The organism is Gemmatimonadales bacterium, from assembly GCA_041390145.1.
Taxonomy (GTDB): domain Bacteria; phylum Gemmatimonadota; class Gemmatimonadetes; order Gemmatimonadales; family GWC2-71-9; genus SPDF01.
On the sequence record JAWKQM010000003.1, the window covers coordinates 151,238 to 166,474 of the forward strand.

Below are 15,237 nucleotides of genomic sequence, written 5' to 3' on the forward strand. Positions count from 1 at the left end.
TCGCGCTCCAGCGTGATCGAAGGGCCGCGCTGCCGCGCGGCCCTGTCTTTTTCCACAACGCCCCGCTGGTGTACCTTGAACGATGTTCTCACCACCAGCGCCTAAGCGCTTGCTCATGAACCCGTTGACTCTCGGCAGGCCGGTCTCTTCATGACCTCCAGCACCGCCTCAGGTCGCCTCACCGTCGCCATCCGGTTGTTCGCCGCTTATGCCGAGGCCGTCGGCCGGACGAGTGTGGAAATCTCCCTCCCGTCCGGTGCCACGGTTGGCGACCTCCTCACCGAATTTCGCCGACAGGTCCCCGCGGCTGTCGCTCTTCCCGACCGTCCCCTCTGCGCCGTCAACCTCGTGCATGTCCTGACCAGCCAGCGACTTCACGATGGCGACGAAGTCGCGATCCTTCCGCCGCTGGCAGGCGGGTGAGATGGCGTACCTGTCGAACGACCCACTCGATGTGGCCCGGGCCATGGCCGAGGTCCAGGCGCCCGAGCGGGGAGGCGTCGCCACCTTCCTCGGCGTTGTCCGCTCACAGCATCAGGGACGCACGGTGGTTCGACTCGACTACTCCGCATATCACGAGATGGCCGAAGCGGAGTGCGGCCGGGTGGTGGCGGAGGCGGAGAGCCGCTGGCCGGTCAAGGTCGCGCTCCAGCATCGACTTGGCACGCTTGAGGTCGGCGATGTTGCCGTCGTCGTGGCGGTTGGTGGGGGGCATCGGGAGGAGACGTTTGCCGCCTGTCGGCATGTCATCGAGGAGTTGAAGCGCCGCGTACCGATCTGGAAGCGGGAACACTTTGCCGATGGCGAAGTGGGCTGGGTCGGCGCCGGTGGGGCCGAAGGGGGGAACCCGTGAGCCCGCTCATGACCGGCACGCCGACCGATCGCCTCTCCCGGCCGATGGGGAGCCTGCGTCTCTCCGTGACCGACCGGTGCAACATGCGCTGCCGGTACTGCATGCCTGAAGAGGAGTACACCTGGCTGCCGCGCGCGTCGATCCTCAGCTTCGAGGAGCTCACCCGTCTCACCGGGATCTTTGCCGGTCTCGGGGCAGGAAAGGTGAGGCTGACCGGGGGCGAACCGCTGCTGCGTCACGACCTTCCCGATCTGGTCCGGCGTCTGGCGGGTGTCGAGGGGGTGCGCGACCTGGCGCTGACCACCAACGGCATTCTCCTTCGTGAGCGGGCCGAGGCGCTCCGCGCCGCCGGGCTGGGGCGGGTGACCGTGAGTCTTGACACCCTCCGACCGGAGCGGATGGCGGAATTCGCCCGGACCGACCGGCACGGTGACGTGCTTGCCGGCATCGCCACCGCGGTGGCGGCGGGGTTTGCGTCGGTCAAGGTCAACGCCGTCATCATCCGGGGATACAACGACGACGAGGTGCTTCCGCTGCTCGCGTTTGCGCGGCGGGAGGGGGTCGAGCTGCGGTTCATCGAATACATGGATGTCGGGGGTGCGACGCGCTGGTCCCGGGACCAGGTGGTGTCCCAGGCCGAGATTCTGGCGGCCATCGCGGAGGTGCATGGGCCCGCCGAGCCACTCCCGTCGCGCGCCGCGGCACCGGCGGAGCGGTTCCGGCTTGCGGACGGCACGGTCTTCGGCGTGATCGCCTCCACCACCGCTCCCTTCTGTCGTGACTGCGACCGGAGCCGGCTCACCGCGGACGGCACCTGGTATCTCTGCCTCTACGCGACGGAGGGGATCAACCTTCGCGACGTCCTGCGCGACGGGATCACGGACGAGGAACTCGCCACCCTGATCCGGGAGCGGTGGACGTCGCGGGAGGATCGCGGGGCGGAGCAGCGCCTGACGGTTCCTTCCCGCGGCGCACTCTATCAAGTCGAAACGCTTCGCGCCGATCCGCGGCGCGAGATGCACACCAGGGGCGGCTGACGTCGGCAATCGGCGCTCACCCCGTCTCGTGACGGATCATTTGGGAGCCTTCCATCCATGGCCCTGCACGTCGCGCTCATCGAACCCCGGATTCCACCGAACACCGGCAACATCGCCCGTCTCTGCGCCGCGGCGGGTGCCCCTCTTCACCTGATCGAGCCGCTGGGCTTCTCCGTGGACGACAAGGAGGTCAAGCGCGCGGGCCTCGATTACTGGGACAAGGTCGATCTCTGGGTCCACCCCGACTGGTTCGCCTTCCGGGATGCGATCAGCCGCGACCGGACCCTCTACTTCTCCGCCAACGCCACGCGGGATCTCTCCGAGGCGCCGTTCGCGTGGAACAGCGTCCTCGTCTTCGGAAATGAGACGGACGGCATGCCGGCCCGCATCCTCGAGAAACATCCGGATCGCTGCTTCCGGATCCCGATGCCGGGGGAGGTGCGCAGCCTCAATCTCGCGAATGCGGTCAGCGTCGTGCTTTATGAAGGTTTGCGTAGGATCGGGGCGCCGGTTCCCGCGATGGCGCCGGAGGCGGCGCCCAGCGACGAGCCGCCCAAGAAGAAGCGGAGCCGCCGCCGGCGCTGACAATCGCCACCCTTTGTGCGAGGCCATCGGGCCTTTAGCTTACGGGCTCCACCTTCACCATTCAGACCCTGACCTGGGACTCTACAACCAATGCTGCAGAAGATCGCCGTCGTCGGCGCCGGCCATGTCGGCGCAACCGCCGCCCAGCGCCTCGCCGAAAAGAATCTCGCCCGCACGGTCGTCATGATCGACGTCGTCGAGGGCATCCCTCAGGGCAAGGGACTCGACCAGTGGGAGTCGGCGCCGATCGAGGGGTTCGACACCCGCATCGTCGGCACCAACGGCTACGACGAGGCGGCCGGCGCGGAAGTCTTCATCGTCACGGCGGGCATCGCCCGGAAGCCGGGAATGAGCCGCGACGACCTGGTCAAGACCAACGCCGGTATCGTCGGCTCGGTGGCGCGCGAGATCAAGCGGGTCGCTCCACAGAGCATCATCGTCGTGGTGTCCAACCCGCTCGACGTGATGTGCCACGTGGCGATGAAGGAGTCCGGTTTCCCCCGTGAACGGGTCATCGGCATGGCCGGCGTGCTGGACACCGCGCGATACCGTTCCTTCCTGGCCGCGGCCATCGACGTCTCCGTCGAGGACATTCAGGCGATGGTGCTCGGGGGCCACGGCGACACGATGGTCCCGCTGATCTCCTACACCACGGTCTCCGGGATTCCCATCACGCAGCTGATCGCGCAGGACAAGCTCGACGCGATCGTCGACCGGACCCGGAAGGGCGGGGCGGAGATCGTGGGACTCCTGAAGACCGGCTCCGCCTACTACGCGCCAAGCGCGGCCGCGGTGCAGATGGTCGAGGCGATTGCGCTCGACAAGAAGCGCATCCTCCCCTGTGCGGCATGGCTGACCGGCGAATACGGCCTCAAGGACGTGTTCTGCGGCGTGCCGTGCAAGCTCGGCCGGCGCGGCCTCGAGGCGGTCATTGAAGTGTCGCTGACCGATGCGGAAAAGAAGGAACTGCACGCCTCGGCGGCGGCCGTGCGCGAGACCATGGTGGCGATCGGATGAGCACACCGCTTGGGTTCGCGCGGTCCACGGTCGGCCGCAAGGTCATCATGGCCCTGACCGGGCTGCTGCTGGTCGGGTTCGTCACCGGGCACGTGGCCGGCAATCTCCTCGTCTTCAAGGGCCCCGGCACGCTCAACGCGTACGGGGCCCTCCTCAAGAGCAGCGCGGTGGTGCTCTGGACCGTGCGGCTCGTCCTGTTGACGGCCGTCGGCCTCCACGTCTGGGCCGCCCTGACGCTCATCCGGCTGAACCAGGTGAGCCGTCCGGTCGCCTATGCGAAACAGGTGCCCCAGGCCTCGACGCTGGCGGCGCGGCTGATGCGGGCGGGGGGCATCCTCCTGCTCGTGTTCATCGTGTTTCACCTGCTGCACTTCACCACCGGGACCATCCACCCCGGCTACACTTTCAGCGAGACCGACGTCTACAGCAACGTGGTCAGCTCCTTCCAGGTGCCATGGGTGGCACTGTTCTACATCCTGGCCATGGTGGCGCTGCTGGCGCACCTGAGCCATGGCATCTGGAGTTTCTTCCAGACGATGGGATGGAATCATCCCCGGTTCAATACCGCCCGGCGCGTCTTCGCGACCGTCCTGGCGCTCATCGTGTCGCTCGGGTTTATCGCGATCCCGTCGGCCATTCTCGGGGGGATGTTGCGGTGAGCATCAACCTCAATCCAAATGTTCCGGACGGCCCGCTGGCCCAGAAGTGGGACCAGCACAAGTTCGACCTCAAGCTGGTGAACCCCGCCAACAAGCGGAAGCACACCATCATCATGGTCGGATCCGGCCTCGCGGGCGGGTCGGCTGCCGCGACGCTCGGCGAGCTGGGATACAACGTCCACTGCTTCTGCTACCAGGATAGTCCGCGGCGGGCGCACAGCATCGCCGCGCAGGGCGGGATCAACGCGGCCAAGAACTACCCCAACGACGGCGACAGCGTCTGGCGCCTCTTCTACGACACCGTCAAGGGCGGCGACTTCCGCTCCCGCGAGGCCAACGTCTATCGCCTGGCGCAGGTCAGCGTCAACATCATCGACCAGTGCGTGGCGCAGGGCGTGCCCTTTGCGCGGGAATACGGCGGACTCCTGGCCAACCGGTCCTTCGGCGGGGCGCAGGTGTCGCGGACGTTCTATGCGCGCGGCCAGACCGGCCAGCAGCTGCTGCTCGGCGCCTACAGCGCCCTCGAGCGGCAGATCGCGGCGGGCAAGGTCACGATGCATTCGCGCAGCGAGATGCTTGACCTGATCGTCATCGACGGGCAGGCGCGCGGCATCGTGACGCGCGACATGGTGACCGGCAAGATCGACACGTGGTTCGGCGACGCTGTCGTCCTCGGGACCGGGGGCTACGGCAACGTGTTCTACCTCTCGACCAACGCCAAGGGCTGCAACGTCACCGCCGCTTACCGGGCGTACAAGCGCGGGGCGGCGTTTGCCAATCCCTGCTTCACGCAGATCCACCCGACCTGCATTCCGGTGGCGGGCGACCACCAGTCGAAGCTGACCCTGATGAGCGAGTCGCTCCGCAACGACGGCCGGGTCTGGGTCCCGAAGAAGAAGGGGGACACCCGCGCCCCGGGTGCCATCCCCGAGGCGGAACGGGACTATTACCTCGAGCGGAAGTACCCGAGTTTCGGGAACCTGGCGCCCCGCGACATTTCCTCGCGTTCGGCCAAGGAAGTCTGCGACGAGGGGCGGGGCGTCGGACCGGGCGGGCGCGGCGTGTACCTCGACTTTGCGGATGCCATCGGCCGCCTGGGCGAGGACACCATTCGCGAACGGTACGGCAACCTCTTCGAGATGTACGAGCGGATCACGGACGAGAACCCGTACCAGGTGCCGATGCGGATCTACCCCGCCGTGCACTACACGATGGGCGGCCTCTGGGTGGACTACAACCTGATGGGGACGATCGACGGGCTCTTCGTCATCGGGGAGGCCAACTTCTCCGATCACGGCGCGAACCGCCTCGGGGCCAGCGCCCTGATGCAGGGGCTGGCGGACGGGTACTTCGTCCTGCCGTACACGATCGGGAACTACATCGCGACCCACAAGTTCCCCGCGGTGGACGGCACCCATCCCGAGGCCCGGGCGGTCGTTGGCCAGGTGGCCGACCGCGTGGCGCGCCTGCTGGCGGTGCAGGGCACGCGCACCGTCGATTCGTTTCACCGGGAACTCGGCCACCTGCTCTGGGAGCACTGCGGGATGGCCCGGAACGCCGAGGGGCTTCGCACCGCGCTGGCGCGGATTCCGGAACTGCGCGCCGAGTTCTGGCGCGACGTCAAGGTCCTCGGCACCGGCGAGGAACTCAACCAGTCGCTCGAGAAGGCGGGGCGGGTGGCGGACTTCATGGAATTCGCGGAACTCATGTGCCGCGACGCCCTCGAGCGCGAGGAGTCGTGCGGCGGGCACTTCCGGACCGAGTACCAGACGCCCGACGGGGAGGCGAAGCGCGACGACGCACACTTCGCGCACGTCGCCGCCTGGGAATACACCGGCGACGACACCCCCCCCGTCCGGCACATCGAGCCGCTTCACTACGAGAACATTGAGCTCGCCACGCGGAGCTACAAGTGATGAACCTGACCCTGCACGTGTGGCGCCAGCCGGGCGCCGGCGCCCCGGGACGCCTGGAGCGCTACGAGGCCCGCGACATCAGTCCCGACATGTCGTTCCTCGAAATGCTGGACGTCGTCAACGAGGGGCTGATCGGCAACGGCGAGAATCCAATTGCGTTCGACCACGACTGCCGCGAGGGCATCTGCGGCTCGTGCGGCGTGATGATCAACGGCGTCGCCCACGGTCCGATGGCCGGGACCGCCACCTGCCAGTTGCACATGCGCAGCTTCAAGGACGGCGACGAGATTGTGATCGAACCATGGCGGGCCCGGGCCTTCCCCGTGCTGCGCGACCTCATCGTCGACCGCTCGCCCCTCGACCGGATCATCCAGGCCGGGGGCTTCGTCAGCATCGCCACCGGCAACGCGCCTGACGCGCATGCCATCCTCGTGCCGAAACAGGATGCGGACAGCGCCATGGACGCCGCCCAGTGCATCGGGTGCGGCGCCTGCGTGGCAGCGTGTCCCAACGCCTCCGCCATGCTCTTTACGGCGGCCAAGGTTTCGCATCTGGGCCTGCTGCCCCAGGGACAGCCGGAACGGGACCGGCGTGCCCTCAGGATGGTGACCCAGATGGACCTCGAAGGGTTCGGCGGATGCACCAACTACGGAGAATGCACCGCGGCCTGCCCCAAGGGGATCAGCCTCGAAACGATTGCCCGGATGAACCGGGACTACCGCGTCGCATCGCTGCGCGGGCGGCCGGAATCGACCGCGGCGGCTGGTCCCTGATCCGGACTGCCCTCTCCCTCACGCTGGTTCTCGCCGCCCTGCCCGCCACCGTGCGCGGGCAGGGCGGCTCGACCTCTGCGACATTCGCCGGTCGGGGCATCGTCGTCGGCACCTACTCGAACGGCGAGCCGCTCGGCGGGGAGGCGACGGAGATCCGGCTGGTCCAGCCCATGTTGATGGCCCACGCCACGGCGTACAACCGCGCGCTCCGGGTCACCTCGACGGTCAATTTTGAGTCCTGGACCATTCCCGATGGCGAATTGACGATCGGCGCCTGGGGCGAGGGCTTCGTCGACCGGCGGCATCCGCACACCATCATTCACGAGCTCATGGCGTCCGGGGTGGGGCACCTGGGCAAGACGGAGCTGTCGCTGAGCGGCGGCAAGGGCTTCGCGGCGTTCGGGAGCGACGACCCGTCCGATCGGCTGACGCTCCGGTATCCCGTCAACCATCACTGGAGCCAGATCCTGGAGCGTGCGGTGCTGACCGGCGGTGTACTCGCCGGTCCTGTCATGCTGGAAGTCTCCCTCTTCAACGGTGACGAGCCGGAATTTCCCCAGGAGTCGCCCAACTTCAGCCGATTCGGCGATTCCTGGTCCACCCGGCTGACCGCGTTCCCTGTGCAGGGGCTGCAACTCGAGGCGTCCTATGCATCGGTACAGTCGCCCGAGCATCGCGCGGGGTCGGGAACCGACCAGACGAAGTGGCACGCCTCCGCCCAATGGACGCGGCCGCTCGGAGACCACCCCTTCACCGCCTTCGCCGAATGGGCAGAGACCAACGAGAGTGAGGGCCTGTTCACCTTCCATTCGTTGCTCGCCGAGGCGGCGTGGGATCTCGGGCCCACGCGGCTGTATTACCAGTTCGAGCGCACGGAGCGGCCAGAGGAGGAGCGCATCTTTGCGCAGCCCACGCGGAGCGTCCGGCCCCACCTGGAAGACGCGATCCTGGGAACGACGCGTTGGACGCTGAACACCATCGGCGTTGGGCGGGACCTCCTGGCCGGAGGCGGGGTGGCGCGCCTCCGCCCCTTTGTGGAGCTCTCCTACGTGACGGTATCCCAGGTGGGGCCGGGAGTCTTCGACCCGGCACTCTGGTACGATGGCACCGGCTTCTGGGGCGTCAGCCTCGGGCTGACAGTCGGCCTCGGACGGACGGCGTTCACGCACAGAATGGGTCGGTACGGGGTGTCCGAGGACGCTCCCGGACGGATGTCGGGTTCACACCATCACTGAGATGAGCTGATGCGCATGCGTATTCCTTCCCCGGTCGCTCGGACCGCCGTGATGCTGCTCCTCCTGGCGGCATGCGGCGGCTCCGACAGCGCCGGTCCCCCGCCGACGCGAGTGATTGCGGTCTCGACTGGCGACGGAGTGATCGCCGCCGTGAGGACCGCCGTCGAGCTGACCGCTCGCGTCACCGATCCCGCCGGGAATCCCGAATCAGGGGTGTCGGTGCGGTGGTCCGTCGTGAGCGGCGGGGGGAGCATTCCCTCAGCGAGCACCAGCGACGCCGACGGGTTCGCACGCGCCACCTTTACCCTCGGGCAAACTGCCGGACCGCAACGCGCGCGCGCCAACGTCGACGGAGTCGGCAGCGCGACGGCCGACTTCACCGTCACCGCGGTTGCCGGACCGGCCACCCAGCTGAAGAAGAGCGCCGGCGACGGCCAGACGGGATGGTCCGGGGTGGCCCTGCCGATCGCCTACGCGGTCACGGTGCAGGATGCGTTCAACAATCCAGTGCTCGGCGCCACGGTCGACTGGGTGATCACGTCCGGCGGGGGCTCGCTCTCCGCCACGTCCGTGGCGACCGGAGCCGGCGGCATTGCGACCGTCGTCCACACGCTCGGGACGGCGGCGGCCAAGCAGACCGTGGTGGCCAGTACCCCGGCCGTCGCGGGCGTGTCGGTGTCCTTCACCTCGACCGCACTCGCTGGCATCAAGCTCGTGAGCACCGTGGCGGTGCCCGCGAACTACGGGCTGCACGATACCTTCGTCCGCGACGGCCTTGCGTTCCTCTGCGTGTGGGATGAAGGGGTCTACATCTACGACGTGGGGAACGGGATCAAGGGCGGCACCATCGCGTCACCGCAACTCGTGGGCTCGGTGAAGACGGCCGGCGGCAACGTCCACAATGCGTGGTGGTATCACTCCCCGTCCGGCGCGAAGCAATACCTCTTCGTGGGAGAAGAAGGCCCGGGGAGTGTCGGCTCCGCCAGCTCCGGCTCGATCCACGTGGTGGACGTGTCGAACCTGGCGGCACCGGTCGAGGTGGGCAGCTATACGCTGGCCGGCGCGGGTACCCACAACTTCTGGGTCGACGAGAACGCGGAGATCCTCTACGCGGCCTACTACAATGGGGGGGTCGTCGCCCTCGACGTTTCCGGGAGCCTGCCGTCCGACATGCGCAGTCGGGAGCTGGCGCGGATTCAGCCCGGGGGCCCTGGCAATACCTACGTGTGGGGCGTGATGCAGTACCAGGACGGCGACATCTACGCCTCCGACATGCTGAGCGGCTTCTGGCGGCTTCGGTACAACGGCGGGAGCTTTTCGGTCGTGGGTGGCGGAAACAACGTCCCCGAGCGGTTCACGTCGGACCTGTGGGTGCAGAACGGGTACGGGTACACGGGGGGGTGGGGCAATCGCGGAATCCAGCCGGGCAACGCCGTCAAGATCTGGCAGGTGGCGGGGGCGGCACCGGTGCTCGTCGATTCCGTCATCACCAGCGGCATCACCACGGTCAGCGACGTGCAGGTCAGTGCCGATGGCAAGTTGCTGGTCTTCAGCGCGGAGAACGGGCCGAACGCGGGGCTTCACGTCTACTCGCTGGCTGCCTCTCCCAGCCAGCCCGTCTTCCTGGCCAGCTATCTCGTTTCCCAGGGGCTCCACACCGCCACCGTGGCCACCATCGCAGGGCAGACCTATGTCTTCGCGGCACGGAACCCGGCCAGCCCGGCCCTTCTGATCTTCGACATCACATCGCTGGCTCCCTGAGTCGGCCCGGAAATGCTGAACGGGGAGGCGCCGCTTGGCGCCTCCCCGTTCGCATATTTGGACCACCGCCGGAGTTACGGCGTCGCCGCCGGCACCTGGCCGGTCTGGTTGTTGGTCCGGTTCACGTCGGGGAACACCTCGCCCGGATCCACCGCCACGCCTACGACGCGCTTGTCCGGCACCACGAGGGTGAAGGTGTTGCCACCGTACCAGATTTCCACGGGCAGCCGCCGGTGTTCGGGAGGCGCACCGTCGAAGTAGAGGGTGAGGTCCACCGGCATGACCATCGGGCCGACGTTGTCGAGATAGATGCGCGACTGCGGCACCCCCTGCCGTTCGACGATCTTGACGGAATCCACCGCCTGATCGAGCGTCTCCGTGGTGTAGAACCACGACCGCCAGAACCAGCTGAGGTCCTCGCCGACGCCGTCTTCCATGGTGCGGAAGAAATCGGCCGGCGTGGGGTGCTTGAACGCCCACCGACGGATGTACTCGCGGAACGCCGGGTCGAACCGTTCCGGACCCAGGATCTGTTCGCGGAGGACGATCAACCCGAATCCCGGCTTGTTGTAGGCGGCCTGGCCGAGGATCGGGCCAGGCGTGCGATCGGCCGGCGTGATGATGGGGACCTCACGGCCCGAGAGGGCGTAGCCGACGTAGGTCCTGCCGTTGCCGCGGCGGTTCGGGGCGTCCGGGTACCGCAGCTTCCAGTTGTAGTAGTTGATGAAGGTGTTGAACCCCTCGTCCATCCAGGGATAGAGCCGCTCGTTGCTGCCCACCACCATCGGGAACCAGGTGTGGCCGAATTCGTGGTCGGTCACGCTGTACAGCGCCTGCGCGTTGGTGCGGTTGCCGCAGAAGACGATCATCGGGTATTCCATCCCTCCCTCGGGGCCGTTCACGTTGATGGCCACGGGGTAGGGATAGGGGAACCACTGCTTCGAGTACGCCTCGATGGCGAATTTGGCGTACTGGCTCGACTGGTTCCAGATCGAGTCGGCCGAGGGGGGATAGAGGCTCATGGCAACGGTCTTGCCGCCGTTGACGCTTACGGCGTCCCAGATGAAGTGCCGCGCGGCGGCCCACGCGAAATCCCGGACGCTGTCGGCCTGGAAGCGCCAGGTGAGCATGCCGGAGGCCGGGCGGGGCCGGGACGCCGGATCGCCGATCTCATTCTTGCCACGGATGACCACGGTGGTCTCACTGGTGCGCGCCGCTGCCAGGCGGGAGCGCTGCGTCGCCGTCAGGACCTCGGTCGGATTCTGCAGCACACCGGTGGCGCCCACGATCATGTTCGCCGGCACGGTCAGGCTGACGTCAAACGTCCCGTACTCCAGGTAGAACTCGCCCTGGCCGAGGTACTGCTCGGTGTTCCAGCCCCGCACGTCATCGTACACCGCCATCCGCGGGTACCACTGGGCGACCTCGAAGACGTAACTGCTGTCCACCAGCTCGATGCCCATGCGGTTCGTGATCGTGGTGTCAAAGGGGAAAGACCAGGCGAACTCGAGCGTGATCCGGTCCCGCGGCGGCAGCGGGTGGGGGAGGTCGACGCGCATCATCGTGCCGTTGATGAGATGCGGCGCCTCGGTGGCGGCGCGGGCCGACTTTCGGCCTCCACCCGCCGGAGCCCCGACGGCGACGCGCGTCAGCGTGACGCCGCCGTCCGCCCCGCGCGGCCCGAACCGGGTGTTGGGAGGCATGATGGCCGTCCCCCGGCTGGACTGGCTGAAGACATTCTGGTCCAGCTGGATCCAGACATATCGCAACGTATCCGCGGAATTGTTCGAGTAGGTGATCGTTTCCTCGCCGCTCAGGCGGCGATCGACCGTGTCCAGCGTGGCCCGGATGACGTAGTCGGCGCGCTGCTGCCAATAGTTGCGCCCCGGCATGCCGCTCCCGGTCCGGATCGTGGTGGGGGTCGGGAGGTCGAGACGCCGGAAGGGGGATTGGTCGGAGATCGGAGGGGGGACCGGCTTCGGCGGGGTGGCGGAATCCTGCGCTGCCAGCGGGGCCGAGAGGAGGCACAAGAGAACCAACGGACCTGCGCGCACGGGACACTCCATCGGATTGAGGTTGTCGGTGGTCGGGAGCGAGTGGATATTTCCACCTCACCCACCTACGGGATGATAGCATGATCCGTTTCCGATTCGCCCTGATGCTCGTGGCCGCGCTCCCATCCACCGCGGCCGCACAGTCGATCGCGGGGTTCACCGCGCCCGATGCGGCGCGCCAGCGGACCTTGGAGGGAATCCTCGACACGCTCGTCACGCCGGTGAGCGTCCGGGACGATTCGAGAGCGCTCTCGGCGGTTCCGCACATTGCCGGGACGCCGGCCCAGCACCGGACAGCCGAGTACGTCAACCGCGCGCTCGCGGCCGCCGGGTGGGACACGTCCAGCGTGTCGTTCCGGGTATATATCCCGTTCCAGGACTCGGCCGTGGTGGAGCTGATCAAGCCGAGCCGGAAGCGGCTCAGCCTGAACGAGCCGGCGCTCCGGGAGGATCCGGCGACCCATGGGGCCATCTGGCCTGCCATGAACGGGTACAGCGGGGTGGGAGACGTCACCGGTGCCGTGGTCTACGCCAACTACGGCCTGCCCACCGACTATGCCCAGCTCGATTCGATGGGTGTCTCGGTTCGGGGGAAGGTGGTGATCGCGCGGTACGGGCGGTCCTATCGCGGCATCAAGGCCCGCGAGGCCGAGGCGAACGGTGCGATCGCACTGATTCTCTATTCCGATCCGCAGGACGACGGCTATTTCGTCGGCCCCACCTATCCGGCCGGCCCGATGCGGCACCCCGACTCACCGCAGCGGGGGAGCCTCGGTGGAGGCGACAGCCGCGGCGACCTGTCGACGCCCGGCTGGGCCTCGACCGACGATGCCAGGCGGCTGCCGCAGGACTCTATTCCGGGGCCGACTATCCCCGTGATCCCGGTCGGGTATCGCAACGCCCAGCTGATCCTCCAGCCCATTGGCGGGCCCGAGGTGCCACAATCCTGGCAGGGAGGGCTGCCGTTTCGGTATCGCGTGGGCGGAAGTGAGGTCGAGGTCCGTGTCGGGGTCTGGGCCGAACGGGGGGAGGCGGCGTACAAGACGATCACGAATACCATCGCGGTGCTGAAGGGCACGACCTGGCCCGATCGATTGGTCATCGCCGGCGGACACCGCGACGCCTGGGGTCCTGGCGCCGCGGACAACGTGAGCGGCGTCGCCACGATTCTCGAGGCGGGACGCGCCGTCGGTACAGCAGCGACCGCCGGCTTCCGGCCCAAGCGGAGCATCGTCCTGGCCACCTGGGACGCAGAGGAATGGGGCCTGGTCGGCTCGACCGAATACGTGGAACTGATGGCGGAGATGCTGCGGCAACAGGCGGTGGCCTACCTCAATCTCGACATGAGCGCCTTCGGCCGGCACTTCGGCGCGAGCGGGACCGCCTCGCTCTGGGCCTTCATTCGCGACCTGGCCGCCGACGCCACACAGCCGGGCGACACCGTCTCGGTGCGGCAGGCGGCGCGTCGTGACCGATCGCTCCCCGATTCCGTTTCCCTCCCGATCGGCAACCTTGGGGGCGGCAGCGACTTCGCGGGGTTCTACAACATGCTCGGCATCCCGGCGTTCGACTTCGGCTTCGGCGGGCGCTACGGCGCCTACCATTCCGCCTACGACTCGTTCAACTGGATGGACCGCTTCGGCGACCCAGGGTATCTGAGCCACGCGGCGGCGGCGAGGATGACGGCCACCGCGGTGACCCGGCTGGCGAATGCCGATCTGCTCCCGTTCAACTTCGCCGAATTCGGGCACGCCCTCGGGGCGCTGGTCGCCGTCCGTCGTGACCAGGCGAGCCGGGCGAGGATGGAGGTTCCGGGCTGGGCCCAGCTCGACAGTGCCGTGGCGGGACTGGTGCGCGCGGGGACCCGGCTCGATTCGGCGCTCACCGTGCTGAGCGCGGCGACCGGGCGCCGGGCGCCGGACGCCGCCGATCTCTCGGCCGCGAACGATTCGCTGCGCGTGGCGGAGCAGGCGTACGTGCGGCCGGAGGGGATTCCCGGACGTCCGTTCTACCTCAACGTCCTGTTCGCGCCAGGGCGGGATGACGGCTACGGGGCGGTCGGGCTGCCGGGGCTGCAGGCGGCGATCGAGGATGGTGATGCGGCGCTGGCCGCCAGCGAGGTCCGCGACTTGACGGAGCGCACCAGCCGGGCCGCCGCAACTGTCGAGGGGGCGGTGAACCGGCTGGCGGGAGGCGGGAGCTAGAGGCGGGGCAGGGTGACGCCGACCTGTCCCTGGTACTTGCCGGCCTTGTCCTTGTAGCTGACCTCGCACTCGTCGTCGGCATCCGCCTCGAAGAAGAGCACCTGGCAGATGCCCTCGTTGGCGTACACCCGGGCGGGGAGCGGGGTCGTGTTGCTGATTTCGAGGGTGACGTACCCCTCCCACTCCGGCTCGAACGGCGTCACGTTCGTGATGATGCCGCACCGTGCGTAGGTGGACTTGCCGACGCAGATCGTCAGGACGTTGCGGGGGATGCGGAAGTATTCGATCGAGCGGGCCAGCGCGAAGCTGTTCGGCGGCACAATGCAGCTTTCCCCTTCAAACTCCACGAAGCTGCGCGCGTCGAACGCCTTCGGGTCGACGATGGCGGAGAGGGCATTGGTAAAGATCTTGAACTCGGGCGCCACCCGCATGTCGTAGCCGTAGGACGAGACGCCGTAGCTGATGACCTGGCGCCCCTGCGCGTCGAGCCGGCGGACCTGGCGATCTTCGAACGGTTCGATCATCGCGTGTTCCTGGGCCATGCGACGGATCCAGCGGTCGGACTTGATGGACATGACGAGCCTTGCCTCGGAGTGGGAGAAATCGCCGGGAAAGGTACCCGGCGCCGGGGTCTCGCCGCAACGCCTAGGTGCGCCTCGGGTCACGACTTGGGTTGACCTCGGTGAGGCCTCTGTTAACTTTGTGTCGCTCTTCGGCCCAGTCCTTGTCCGGATGGTGCTCTCTGAACCTCACGCCCTACATTCCGATCCTGTTCATGCTGGCCCTCGTCGTCATCACGGCGGTCGCCATGCTTGGACTCTCGCACGGCCTCGGGTTCCTGCTTGGCACCCGGCGGAAGACGCCGGTCAAGCAGTTGCCGTACGAGTCCGGCATGCCCGTCCTCGGCGACGCCCGCGAGCGATTTTCCGTCAAGTTTTACCTCGTCGCGATGATGTTCATTCTCTTCGACATTGAAACGGTCTTCATGGTGCCGTGGGCGGTGGCCTTCCAGCAGATGGTCGCCGACCGGCTCTTCCTGCTGGTCGAGATGCTGGTGTTCATCCTCATCCTCGCCATCGGGTACCTCTACGTATGGAAGCGGGGAGCATTCCAATGGGATTGACCCTGCCCGAAGGCGGGCCC

The 15,237-nt window shown here is 67.6% G+C and carries 14 protein-coding genes; 12 read left to right on the top strand and 2 right to left on the bottom strand.

Features of this window, described 5'->3' with window-relative positions; translation table 11 throughout:
- Window positions 1-150 precede the first annotated feature (150 nt).
- The 10 genes from R2910_02715 (at window position 151) to R2910_02760 (ending at window position 9,836) form a co-directional block, all read left to right on the top strand.
- The gene (locus tag R2910_02715; protein ID MEZ4411887.1) at window positions 151-423 is read left to right on the top strand and encodes a MoaD/ThiS family protein; all 273 of its coding nucleotides are present in this window, start codon (window positions 151-153) and stop codon (window positions 421-423) included.
- Entirely contained in the window at window positions 380-853 is a 474-nt protein-coding gene (locus R2910_02720; GenBank protein ID MEZ4411888.1) for a molybdenum cofactor biosynthesis protein MoaE, read from the top strand. The genes R2910_02715 and R2910_02720 overlap by 44 nt, the downstream gene beginning before the upstream one ends.
- Window positions 850-1,890 carry a GTP 3',8-cyclase MoaA gene (moaA, locus tag R2910_02725; GenBank protein ID MEZ4411889.1) on the top strand — a complete coding sequence of 347 codons (1,041 nt, stop codon included), beginning with the start codon at window positions 850-852 and terminating at the stop codon, window positions 1,888-1,890. The genes R2910_02720 and moaA overlap by 4 nt, the downstream gene beginning before the upstream one ends.
- A gap of 57 nt (window positions 1,891-1,947) precedes the next feature.
- Window positions 1,948-2,475 (top strand): tRNA (cytidine(34)-2'-O)-methyltransferase, encoded by a 528-nt coding sequence (locus R2910_02730; protein ID MEZ4411890.1) that lies wholly within the window; start codon window positions 1,948-1,950, stop codon window positions 2,473-2,475.
- A 90-nt stretch (window positions 2,476-2,565) separates the two neighbouring features.
- Entirely contained in the window at window positions 2,566-3,492 is a 927-nt protein-coding gene (gene mdh / locus R2910_02735; GenBank protein ID MEZ4411891.1) for a malate dehydrogenase, read from the top strand.
- Window positions 3,489-4,151, top strand: a complete 663-nt coding sequence (locus R2910_02740) for a succinate dehydrogenase cytochrome b subunit (GenBank protein ID MEZ4411892.1) — start codon at window positions 3,489-3,491, stop codon at window positions 4,149-4,151. The genes mdh and R2910_02740 overlap by 4 nt, the downstream gene beginning before the upstream one ends.
- Window positions 4,148-6,067 carry a fumarate reductase/succinate dehydrogenase flavoprotein subunit gene (locus R2910_02745; GenBank protein ID MEZ4411893.1) on the top strand — a complete coding sequence of 640 codons (1,920 nt, stop codon included), beginning with the start codon at window positions 4,148-4,150 and terminating at the stop codon, window positions 6,065-6,067. Before R2910_02740 ends, R2910_02745 begins: the two co-directional genes overlap by 4 nt.
- Window positions 6,067-6,840 carry a succinate dehydrogenase/fumarate reductase iron-sulfur subunit gene (locus R2910_02750; GenBank protein MEZ4411894.1) on the top strand — a complete coding sequence of 258 codons (774 nt, stop codon included), beginning with the start codon at window positions 6,067-6,069 and terminating at the stop codon, window positions 6,838-6,840. The genes R2910_02745 and R2910_02750 overlap by 1 nt, the downstream gene beginning before the upstream one ends.
- A gap of 50 nt (window positions 6,841-6,890) precedes the next feature.
- Window positions 6,891-8,075 carry a hypothetical protein gene (locus R2910_02755; GenBank protein MEZ4411895.1) on the top strand — a complete coding sequence of 395 codons (1,185 nt, stop codon included), beginning with the start codon at window positions 6,891-6,893 and terminating at the stop codon, window positions 8,073-8,075.
- A 15-nt stretch (window positions 8,076-8,090) separates the two neighbouring features.
- A complete protein-coding gene (locus tag R2910_02760) occupies window positions 8,091-9,836 on the top strand; it encodes an Ig-like domain-containing protein (protein MEZ4411896.1) in 1,746 nt (581 codons plus the stop codon).
- Window positions 9,837-9,910: 74 nt separating this feature from the next.
- On the opposite strand, the gene R2910_02765 is transcribed toward R2910_02760, so the two are convergent.
- A complete protein-coding gene (locus R2910_02765; GenBank protein ID MEZ4411897.1) occupies window positions 9,911-11,890 on the bottom strand; it encodes a M1 family metallopeptidase in 1,980 nt (659 codons plus the stop codon).
- Window positions 11,891-11,970: 80 nt separating this feature from the next.
- On the opposite strand from R2910_02765, the gene R2910_02770 reads away from it, so the two are divergent.
- Window positions 11,971-14,094 carry a M20/M25/M40 family metallo-hydrolase gene (locus tag R2910_02770; protein MEZ4411898.1) on the top strand — a complete coding sequence of 708 codons (2,124 nt, stop codon included), beginning with the start codon at window positions 11,971-11,973 and terminating at the stop codon, window positions 14,092-14,094.
- On the opposite strand, the gene dcd is transcribed toward R2910_02770, so the two are convergent.
- Window positions 14,091-14,669: a dCTP deaminase gene (gene dcd, locus R2910_02775; GenBank protein ID MEZ4411899.1), complete on the bottom strand. Its 579-nt coding sequence runs from the start codon at window positions 14,667-14,669 to the stop codon at window positions 14,091-14,093. The genes R2910_02770 and dcd overlap by 4 nt on opposite strands.
- 200 nt (window positions 14,670-14,869) lie before the next feature.
- Between dcd and R2910_02780 the strand changes: the two genes are divergently transcribed.
- The gene (locus tag R2910_02780; GenBank protein MEZ4411900.1) at window positions 14,870-15,217 is read left to right on the top strand and encodes an NADH-quinone oxidoreductase subunit A; all 348 of its coding nucleotides are present in this window, start codon (window positions 14,870-14,872) and stop codon (window positions 15,215-15,217) included.
- Window positions 15,218-15,237 lie beyond the last annotated feature (20 nt).

Coding starts and splice junctions, on each gene's coding strand:
- R2910_02780 (MEZ4411900.1), top strand. CDS start 14,870: ATGCTGGCCCTCGTCGTCATCACGGCGGTCGCCATGCTTGGACTCTCG.
- dcd (MEZ4411899.1), bottom strand. CDS start 14,669: ATGTCCATCAAGTCCGACCGCTGGATCCGTCGCATGGCCCAGGAACAC.
- R2910_02750 (MEZ4411894.1), top strand. CDS start 6,067: ATGAACCTGACCCTGCACGTGTGGCGCCAGCCGGGCGCCGGCGCCCCG.
- mdh (MEZ4411891.1), top strand. CDS start 2,566: ATGCTGCAGAAGATCGCCGTCGTCGGCGCCGGCCATGTCGGCGCAACC.
- R2910_02760 (MEZ4411896.1), top strand. CDS start 8,091: ATGCGTATTCCTTCCCCGGTCGCTCGGACCGCCGTGATGCTGCTCCTC.
- R2910_02715 (MEZ4411887.1), top strand. CDS start 151: ATGACCTCCAGCACCGCCTCAGGTCGCCTCACCGTCGCCATCCGGTTG.
- R2910_02720 (MEZ4411888.1), top strand. CDS start 380: ATGGCGACGAAGTCGCGATCCTTCCGCCGCTGGCAGGCGGGTGAGATG.
- R2910_02730 (MEZ4411890.1), top strand. CDS start 1,948: ATGGCCCTGCACGTCGCGCTCATCGAACCCCGGATTCCACCGAACACC.
- R2910_02740 (MEZ4411892.1), top strand. CDS start 3,489: ATGAGCACACCGCTTGGGTTCGCGCGGTCCACGGTCGGCCGCAAGGTC.
- R2910_02770 (MEZ4411898.1), top strand. CDS start 11,971: ATGATCCGTTTCCGATTCGCCCTGATGCTCGTGGCCGCGCTCCCATCC.